At 61.9% G+C, this 257-nt stretch carries 1 protein-coding gene; it reads right to left on the reverse strand.

The annotated features are described in order from the left end of the window. Nucleotides 1-42: 42 nt before the first annotated feature. The coding region (locus tag ACOZKU_RS08125) for a transposase (RefSeq protein WP_421578445.1) at nucleotides 43-257 on the reverse strand (215 nt) is incomplete at its 5' end.

Here is a 257-nt window from a genome sequence, read left to right on the forward strand (position 1 = left end):
GTGTGAGCTCAAGCCGAGGCGCGACTTGCGGGCTCGTTGATCCTATCCTCCCGATCGCACCTGCGCGAGCAGCTTCTGGCGGAAGACCTCGGCCGGTGTCTTGTAGCCGAGGCACTTGCGTGGCGTCGTGTTCAGCCGGTCGCAGATTTCCTTCAGGTCCTGTTCGCTGATCGAGAGCGGATCGATATCCCTCGAAAGCCATTTCCTGGCCCGTCCGTTCGTGTTCTCGACGGTGCCCTTCTGCCAGGGTGATTGCG

The sequence above is a fragment of the Shinella sp. M31 genome, assembly GCF_049199205.1.
Taxonomy (GTDB): Bacteria; Pseudomonadota; Alphaproteobacteria; order Rhizobiales; family Rhizobiaceae; genus Shinella.